The sequence below is a fragment of the Streptomyces sp. SID12501 genome, from assembly GCF_010550245.1.
Taxonomy (GTDB): Bacteria; Actinomycetota; Actinomycetes; order Streptomycetales; family Streptomycetaceae; genus Streptomyces.
This window is the reverse complement of sequence record NZ_JAAGLU010001114.1, coordinates 1-380: the sequence shown is the minus strand read 5'-3', so window position 1 is coordinate 380 and position 380 is coordinate 1. Positions and strand designations below refer to the sequence as shown.

Sequence of the window (380 nt, the reverse complement as noted above, 5' to 3'; positions counted from 1 at the left end):
GCCGTGATCGTGAGCCCCGCGACGACCGCGAGGAGCGTCGCGAACGCGACCGCCGAGATGATCCCGAGCAGGAACACCCCGCCGAGCTCGTAGGCGAGCAGCGGCGCGGCCGAGTTGGCCTTGCCGGGTGCGCCGAGGATCCGCTCGGGCCCGACGATCGCCCCGGCGCCATAGCCGAGCACGAGCGTGAACAGGTAGAAGATGCCGATCAGCCAGATCGCCCACACGACGGACCGGCGCGCCTCCTTGGCCGACGGCACGGTGTAGAACCGCATGAGCACGTGCGGCAGGCCGGCGGTCCCGAGCACGAGCGCGAGGGCGAGCGACAGGAAGTTCAGCTGTGTGAGCGCCGACGCGCCGTACTGGCGGCCGGGCTCGAT

Annotated in this window: 1 pseudogene; it reads right to left on the bottom strand. The window is 71.6% G+C overall.

What is annotated here, in order from left to right:
• Nucleotides 1-380 (bottom strand): annotated as a pseudogene (locus tag G3I71_RS50080) (cation acetate symporter); the annotation flags it as partial.